This window comes from Mesotoga sp. UBA6090 (assembly GCF_002435945.1).
In the GTDB taxonomy this organism is placed as follows: Bacteria; Thermotogota; Thermotogae; order Petrotogales; family Kosmotogaceae; genus Mesotoga.
In genome coordinates this window covers 1-8,201 of sequence record NZ_DIXC01000053.1, presented here as the reverse complement: position 1 = coordinate 8,201, position 8,201 = coordinate 1, and the positions used below count along the sequence as shown (strand labels likewise).

The 8,201-nt window shown below is 46.3% G+C and carries 5 protein-coding genes; 4 read left to right on the top strand and 1 reads right to left on the bottom strand.

The window, feature by feature from the left end; all coding sequences use genetic code 11:
- The first annotated feature begins 999 nt into the window (after positions 1–999).
- Positions 1,000–2,715 (top strand): hypothetical protein, encoded by a 1,716-nt coding sequence (locus tag B3K42_RS08300; protein ID WP_110990225.1) that lies wholly within the window; start codon positions 1,000–1,002, stop codon positions 2,713–2,715.
- 1,281 nt (positions 2,716–3,996) lie between these two features.
- Here B3K42_RS08300 and B3K42_RS08295 read toward each other — a convergent pair.
- Positions 3,997–4,425, bottom strand: a complete 429-nt coding sequence (locus B3K42_RS08295; RefSeq protein WP_110990222.1) for a C-GCAxxG-C-C family (seleno)protein — start codon at positions 4,423–4,425, stop codon at positions 3,997–3,999.
- Between the two features lie 109 nt (positions 4,426–4,534).
- Here B3K42_RS08295 and B3K42_RS08290 point away from each other — a divergent pair, with 109 nt between their 5' ends.
- From B3K42_RS08290 to B3K42_RS08280, 3 genes are all read left to right on the top strand, one after another.
- Positions 4,535–5,698 carry an amidohydrolase gene (locus B3K42_RS08290; RefSeq protein WP_110990221.1) on the top strand — a complete coding sequence of 388 codons (1,164 nt, stop codon included), beginning with the start codon at positions 4,535–4,537 and terminating at the stop codon, positions 5,696–5,698.
- A 1,433-nt stretch (positions 5,699–7,131) separates the two neighbouring features.
- Positions 7,132–7,455 (top strand): hypothetical protein, encoded by a 324-nt coding sequence (locus B3K42_RS08285; RefSeq protein ID WP_292598216.1) that lies wholly within the window; start codon positions 7,132–7,134, stop codon positions 7,453–7,455.
- Between the two features lie 9 nt (positions 7,456–7,464).
- Entirely contained in the window at positions 7,465–7,755 is a 291-nt protein-coding gene (locus tag B3K42_RS08280; RefSeq protein ID WP_258367502.1) for a type II toxin-antitoxin system RelE/ParE family toxin, read from the top strand.
- The last annotated feature ends 446 nt before the right edge of the window (positions 7,756–8,201 follow it).

Below are 8,201 nucleotides of genomic sequence, written 5' to 3'. Positions count from 1 at the left end.
CTTCTTCGCCTTCTTGGCACACGCCGGATCGGAACTGTTCACGACTCACCATAAACATTTGCTTTCGACGACAAGAGTTGCTCGATGCTGTTCATAACCCGTTCCTAGTAACCCGAATTTCGTAACCCGTTCCTACCAACCCGCTCCTTGATTTTCTTTTCTGAAAACAGCGAACCGATTACGGCCAACATGGTTTTTTCAGCGCGAGAGGTACTCTTTTATCTTCCCAGCGGAACCTTGCTCTACCCAGCGATTAGCGGATCTTCGATCTTCCAGCAGCTCTTTTAGCCCGACGAAGTCGGAACTGGCCTTTGCGAAGCAAAGACTGGCCACCGAAGGCGACTGGCCTGCACAGCAGACCGACTACTTTTGGCTTCTTCCTTGCGCCTGTGAGAGGGCTTCCCCCTCTTCGGGCGAACAGCCGTTCGCCCCTACAGAATCACCTAAGATTGTCATCCCGTAGAGCCTGCCCCAAAATGTTCGTGTTTGGGGGTTCTGCACGGGATCTCATCTCTTCCGTCTCGTCCTCTCTCCTAATCTCGTGTCCTTAACTCTCTCTCTTTTCAGAGGACGGAGAACCGTTGACGGTTGACCTGAGAAGGGGTTGTCATCCCGTAGAGCCTGCCCTGAAAGCCTGCCCCAAAATGTTCCTGTTTGGGGGTCCTATTTGGGGTCCTGTTCAGGGAAACTGGTCGAGATCTCACTGTTGACTCTCTATTCTTTCTCAGTTGGTGAAAATAGCGACCGGCCTTTAATGTCTCGAAAGGCAATGGTTTTTTTATTTAACGTTTCACTTTTCTGAGTGGATTATTTGTGATGCTATAGCTTGTGGCAAAGAAAAAGCGGCGCATGTGCTAAAATCTAGCTATTGAAAGAGCTTTTCGTTCATCAGTCTATCCAGAAAGCTGTACACGGCGTGTACTGAGATCTAGTCAATGAAAGGGGGCATTTTACGATCGTGATAGTCTTTAATAGCTTGTTATAAACGGGAGGTGTATCATGAAAACCAGACTGTTCAGATATATATTGTTTTCTTTCCTTCTTCCGATACTTTTTCTCTCAGCGTGTGTCAAGACCGATCCACAAGTGGTGAGGATAGCATTTGAAGAGCTCCAGGAGGGTGCATTCTACAACGGTAGCTTGATGTTTAATCCTTCGGATCCTTCTTATTCACACCTTCATAAGGGAACCTTGATCGCTTTTCAGGATATTAGCTACGGTTGGGAAGACAAGGGAGATGACCTTTATGTTCTCACAATCGTAAACAAGAAGTTTGGATATTTGTATATCCGCGATGTTAACCAGGAGGATGTTGAATACGAGTATCTAGTTTATGATGAGGATGGAAGAGTTATCGAAAGCGAGGATTCCGTCCATTTGAATATGGTGGAAGGAGAAGCCAGTTTTTCAAGCGCTTCGGAAGGTTTCGGATTCAGTGGTGTATCTTATCATACTGGAGTTAACGCCAGCCACGCGGTAATAACGAACTCATGTCTTATGTCGTTCATTCATGAGCTGCCAGAAGCAGTCCCTGAAGAGGAGATATCATCTAAACAAGAGTTCCGAAGAGTTGTGTTTAGAATTCAGCAACCAGGAATAACGCAAACTTCTCGCTATCCTAAAGGGGTTTTGGCAATAAGCACTTCGAGCCCGAAGTCACACGTGGTTAACTCATCCTTCTATCACAGAATAACAAGTGGAGACACAGATGCGGAAGATGAAATGGTGTTTTATAAGACAGACCATCTTCCAGAATTCTCGCCGGGAGATTTCGTTCTCGATGCAAAATACGGAGTTGTGAGAATGGTCGAATCTGTTGACGATTCGGACCCGTCTCGAATCGTCTTGACCACAGTAGAGGCCGCTCTTGAAGATGCTCTGGGAACAGTCATAATTGAGATTGAAGGAGAACTAACGGAGATATTGACGAAGTATTCTGATTCAGAGTATTTAATTGATCCCCAAAGCATTCGTGCTGAGATGTTAAGGAAAGAATGGGATGTTGAAATTGTTGACGATGAAGAAATTTCCGCGAAGATCAGAAATATTTTCAAGCTCTCCGTTGACATATCAATATCGTTTCATGACAGTGTGGACAAATTCAGCTCGTCAGGAAGAATATCCTTCCCCATGAGTCTAGCCTCTCTGCTCAGTATAGAGGGAATAGTAGGTTTTGAAAATGATGACTCGTACAAGCTAGCGGAACCTTCTGTTGAGTTCAGCGTTTCCGGAATCCCTGTAAAGGTGAGCGTCCCTGTATATTTCTTCTATGAAGTGGCTGCAACTCTTGCTGAGCTCAAGTTTGAATTTGGACCTGAACTGAATTTGGAACTTGGCTTTAACTACGATGTTGGGGCAGAAGTTGAATATAAGTGGAAAATAATACCGACGGGAGTTCATAGTTGGGGTCATGCGTCTGGCATATTCAGCCATTCTGAAGGTATCGATCTTGACTATGAATACGACACATCTCCGAATCTGACAAGCGAGGTTGGATTCAAGGCCTATCCTGGAGTGACAATCGCATGTGTTCTTCGACCAGAGATGGAGACTCCTTTCGCCCTGCAGGGTAGTCTCGAAAACAACATACTTAACCTTGATCTTCTTGTTGAGGGACATATGCAGATGAAGCTGGATGTGAAGTTCTATGATCATACATGGAAGTTTGGCAAAGTCTTTAAATACACAAAGCAGTTATACGAGAAAGAACTGTAACACGATACCGTCATTGTATGCGTTCAATCCTAGTATAGGGTTAAGAGCAGTCTATAGGAGCAAGCGGTTCATAAGTTTTGAGTGCGTTGTCTTGCTGGATCTTCTTTTGAAAGTCGTGTGAGAGTGAGCCCCGCGATTCTAGTTCAGAGGTGCTGGGCTGGTTAGAGACTTTTTTGTTCACAATGCTATCAAGACGCGTTACAAGAGGATAAGGCAGGCATCCCACAGGCTTAAACGTCCTGTATCGAATCCTATCGCTATGAGAATTGCTTCGGAAAAGAACGTCATAGTAGTAGACATTCCTGCCAGAAAGTTTCTTTATAGAACTACTCTTGGAAGAAGCCGGTACAACTCTCTTCAAGGTTCTCCTCACAGAAAGCACGTCATCTCAACATATACAATTTGACTTAGCCTGAATAAAACACAGCAGAGTAATCGAAAGGGGCGAACGACCCGATCTTTGTGATAGCAAACCATACAATAGGATCATTTCATGTTCACAACGAATATATCAAAATGACGTGTGTTAGCGGGTCACTTCGCTTCTTGCGTAAAGAGGAGAGATGGTTTGTCGCAGAGCATTTCGGCCCATTCTTCCTGTCCAGTTGCACAACACCAAGAGACTTGTTTGCTGCAGAATATAAACAGAGACTTGCCTGCTTGAGCTCTTCCCATTCTTTCATGTCAAGATTGTTGAGCTTTTAATCTCTGCCCACAAAATAGCTTTCATACCAGAGAGTTGAATACATCTCCAGATTTCTACAGAAGAGTTTTGTGAGGAGAGTTCTTTTCAGAGGACGGTGGACCGTTGACGGTTGACTTTGTTCTTAATGCCCTTGCTCTTCCAAGCGTTCAGCGTCTCCTGGCAAGCGACCAGCGGATCTTTGGACGGAGAACCTTGTCTAATGTGCCTGGCCTGCGTCAGCAGACCGACAAATTTTTGGCTTCTTCCTTGCGCCTGTGAGAGGGCTTCCCCCTCTTCGGGCGAACAGCCGTTCGCCCCTACAGAATCACCTAAGATTGTCATCCCGTAGAGCCTGCCCCAAAATGTTCCTGTTTGGGGGTTCTGCACGGGATCTCATCTCTTCCGTCTCGTCCTCTCTCCTAATCTCGTGTCCTTAACTCTCTTTTCGGAGGACGGTGGACCGTTGACGGTTGACCTGAGAGGCGTGCTGCGAAGCAGGCTCACTTCCCCGGATGCTCCCCCGGGCATCACTTCCCGACGGAGTCGGCCTCGCCTCCTACCGAAGGCAGCCTTGCGTCCTGATTTTTGTACTCGCATCACTTCACACCATAGGTAATCTCTCCGGAATACTTTTCGATCAGTTTCTCAAGCACTTTTGCCGCCATTCTTACTGTGGTCTCGCAACCAATTATTGGATCTCTGTACTTATCCCTAAGTACACTGCACTCAAGATGTCCGTATTTCTTCTCGAATTCTTCTAGGAATTCTTCCGCGATTCGCTTCATTCTCTCCTGCTTTACATATACTTCGCTGTTGAAGAGAATTCCTATTACAGCTAGAGAGCCCGTAACAGCTCCGCAGATGCTTTTGATTCTCATTCCACCTCCAAAGGCCCCCATGGTATAGAATGCCTCTTCCGGCAGGTTGAGCCTATATTCGTCATCTGCTCCGTAGATCATCGCCTCAGCGCAGTTTCGCTCAACATCACTTCTCGAATATTGTTTTCCAACGGCATCCTCAAGCATATTTACTCCCCTCTCAGAAACTTGTTGAAATGAAAGCTCAATTATAAGTTTGTAATACGTATCACGTCTGATACAATCATTGTATAACTTTCAATGAAGGAGGTCCTATATGTCAATACTACTAAAGAACGGGACTATTTACCCCATCACTTCCGAGCCCTTCAAAGGGGATATTTTGATCAGTAAGGGAAAGATCGAAAGGATAGGACAAGGACTCGAAGAGCCTGAGGCCGAAGTTATAGGCGTTTCGGGCAAGTACGTATTTCCTGGATTCATTGACGCACACTCTCACATTGGTATTTACGAAGAGGGAGTTGGAGGCTACTACGGAGACGGTAACGAAGCGACGGACCCCCTTACTCCGGATGTCTCCGTTGTTGATGCCTTCAATCCTCAAGACGCAGCGATAAAAAGAGCTCTATCTGGAGGAGTCACGACCGTAATGGTCGTTCCAGGCAGCGCCAATCCAGTCGGTGGACAGGGGGCAATCTTCAAGTTCAAGAAAACTCTGATAGTCGATGATATGGTCGTTCGTTCCCCGGCGGGCCTGAAAATGGCAACTGGTGAGAATCCCAAGAGAGTCTATGGTGAGGGCTTCAAGAAAACACCGTCGACAAGACTGGGAACGGCAGCGGTTATCCGTGGCTACCTCCAGAAAGTTAGAGCGTACATGGAAAAGAAGAAGGCGGCAGAGAAAGAGGGCAAACCCTTCACAGATTTCGACCCCAAGCTTGAAGTGGGGGAAAAAGTGTTGAAGAAAGAGATTCCTGCTAGAATTCACGCTCACAGACAGGATGATATTCTTACTGCAATCAGGCTCTCTAAGGAGTTTGATTTCGATCTGGTAATAGAACACGCGACGGAAGGCTACAAGATAGTAGATTTTCTCAAAGAGAACAATGTTCCGGTCGTTCTCGGCCCGATTTTTGGCTTCCGAACGAAACTAGAGCTTAAGGATATGAGTTACGATGCACCCAGAATACTCAATGAAAAAGGCGTCCTTGCTGCATTTATGTGTGATCACCCAGTGATTCCTCTTGAGAATACGAACGTGCAGCTGGGAGTGGCCCTTCGTTACGGCTCCAAAGAGGAAGACTTACTGAAGATGGTCACAATAAATGCAGCGAAAATTCTGAAAATAGATGAGAGGGTCGGATCACTCGAAGTCGGAAAAGACGCAGATATTGCGGTTTGGACAAATCATCCATTCAACCTTGCTGCGAAGGCAGAAAGAGTGTTCATTGAAGGTGAGGAAGTCTACAGCGACCTTTGAAGCAACAAGGATCGTAAGCAGAGAGCACACTGAATACCGTAATGCATCATAATTAAATCTACTCAAGAGAATACTTGATACCAGACGTTGAAATGTTTTATAATATTCCTGCGGCCACCTCACGAGGGTGTCACGCACTAGGCCATAGAGCCTGCGCACGGCGAAAAGCCGATGCACTGAGGCGTGGGAACACCCCACGCCTCTTCAATTTTCTGCTTTTGATACTTCGAGAACAGAGTTCCTTGCGCAGCCAGATATTCATTAGTCAGACTTTATACCAAAATCATGAGATTCATTGATCCTTGCTTCTTACACACTCTTGAACTATGATCAAGATCCTTAGCTTGTTCTCATCAGTTCCTTCTTCTACTGCACGGTTGAATGTGAGAGCCCAAAACACTTTCTCTGGCTCCGAGATTCTCACTCAAGCTGGTCTTCATTACCCACATCATCTTCTCTGAAACTCAATCATCTTGTTCATTAGTTCCAGAATCGATCACCATTATCAAATGAAGACGGTTTCATGCATCTCTACGTTCTTGATCTTAAATCCCCGCTTGAGGGGGACACTCTCCCGAAAGGGGAGTAAACAGCCTGGCCTCACAAGGTCTGTACTTACACCGCGCCATCTCTTGACCCTACGCACTAGTCCAAAGTAGGGACCGACACGTTCCATGAAAACCGCTTTACGCTTAAAATCAAGAACCCGCTGAGCGCTGGGAGACAACGTTGTCCGTCAACGGTCCCCCGTCCTCCGAATATGCCCACAAATTCGTCTTTACTTGTTTCAGCATCTCGCTCTTCAATACTCCGTTCTGATAAACCGCTTTCATCAACCCGATCTTTCTAACCCGCACTCTGTAACCCGCTCCTAGTAACCCGTATTTCCTGACCCGCTCTTCCAACCGATCCTTCGTTTTCCAGCGTACAGCCTTCAGCGTTTCTTATCCAAGCGGCTTTTAGGCCGACGCAGTCGGAACTGGCCTCGCCGAAGGCGAGACTGGCCAGGCGAAGCCTTACTGGCCTGCACAGCAGACCGACTAATTTTTGGCTTCTGCCTTGCGCCTGTGAGATGGCTTCCCCCTCTTCGGGCGAACAGCCGTTCGCCCCTACAAGAAGAATATGATTCTGAATGGGATTACAGATAAAGAAGATCGGTAGGCAACTCTCCGCTTTGTTCCTGGCGCGTAAGTGCCAGCATCACTTCCTGGGATTTACTTCCCAGCATCACTTCTTCAAAGGTTCTTCGGTCACTAAGTTGATCAATATCGAAGATGAACGATTGTATGTATTCTTAGAATAAGTTGTTCTCCGAGAAACTTGGTACCTTGGTAAATGATATAATTGAGTCGACTAATCTTGGAAACGAAAGGAGCAAATGAATGGCCAAGGATACTGAGAAAGAGAAGATCGAGAAACGCAAGATAATCCGAGTGTCCGACAAGAGACAAGTAACAATCCCGCTTAAGTATTACGAGCTACTCGGATTTGGAAGGGAGGCTGAATGTACTCTTCGGGAAAATGAAATAGTAATTCGCCCATTGCAGGAGTCTCGAGAAGAATTTTCTGAAGAAATCCTTGCAGAGCTCATTTCAAGAGGATATTCCGGAGAAGAACTTCTTTCAAAATTCAGAGAGTTGCGAAATAAAATAAGACCGGCAATTGTCTCCATGATTAAGGAAGCAGATGAAATAGCTGAAGGAAATAGAAAAAGTCTTAGTCTAGCTGAGGTCTTTTCTGAAGAGGGGAAGAAGTAGTTGTTTGAAGTGCGTTTTTCCAGTGCTGTTTCCAAGTACTTCAAGAAGCTCAGGGAAAAGCCACTGAGAGAGCAATATTACAGAGTTCTACTTGGCATCAGGGATGAGCCATATGCCGGTGAACGAAAGTCTGGAGACTTTTCCGGATTATTCTGCAGGCACTTCTTTTATGAGAAAACGAAATATGAAGTGGCTTATAGAATATATTACGAGACACAGGTTGTTGTAATTGTTTTGGCAGGAACAAGAGAGAACTTCTATAGGCAGCTGAAGAATTATGTGAAGCGGGATCGTCTGTGAATGAGAAATCAAAAGCTCTCAACTTCTGATAGCCTGCCTTGGAGTGCTCCTGCAGAAGCGCCGCTGTTCGCTGATCGCTGAAAGAGCCGCTGTTCGCTGAAGAACGAAAACCCGCTGATCGCTGTGAAAAACCGTCCTTCGTTGTCCGTCCAAGATCATGGACCCGTCCTTCGTCAAGACCAAAGCCCAGATCCTGGCCAGAAGCACGAGGATGACTGTGAGAGCGGGATGACACATATCATTGCTCTTTCAGATAGAGGTCTGGCTTCTTCTTGCAACTTGCATCGTGGAACTTGCAACGATGTTTCTTTCGGAGGACAGAACCACGGCTAACGGAGAACCTTGTCTAATGTGACTAGCCCAAGTTAGCAGACCGACCACTTTTTGCCTTCTGCCTTGCGCCTGTGAGATGGCTTCCCCCCTTCGGGCGAACAGCCGTTCGCCCC

What these genes read in the sequence shown, in the direction of transcription:
- B3K42_RS08290 (WP_110990221.1), top strand. Translation starts at nt 4,535, where the DNA reads ATGTCAATACTACTAAAGAACGGGACTATTTACCCCATCACTTCCGAG.
- B3K42_RS08300 (WP_110990225.1), top strand. Translation starts at nt 1,000, where the DNA reads ATGAAAACCAGACTGTTCAGATATATATTGTTTTCTTTCCTTCTTCCG.
- B3K42_RS08295 (WP_110990222.1), bottom strand. Translation starts at nt 4,425, where the DNA reads ATGCTTGAGGATGCCGTTGGAAAACAATATTCGAGAAGTGATGTTGAG.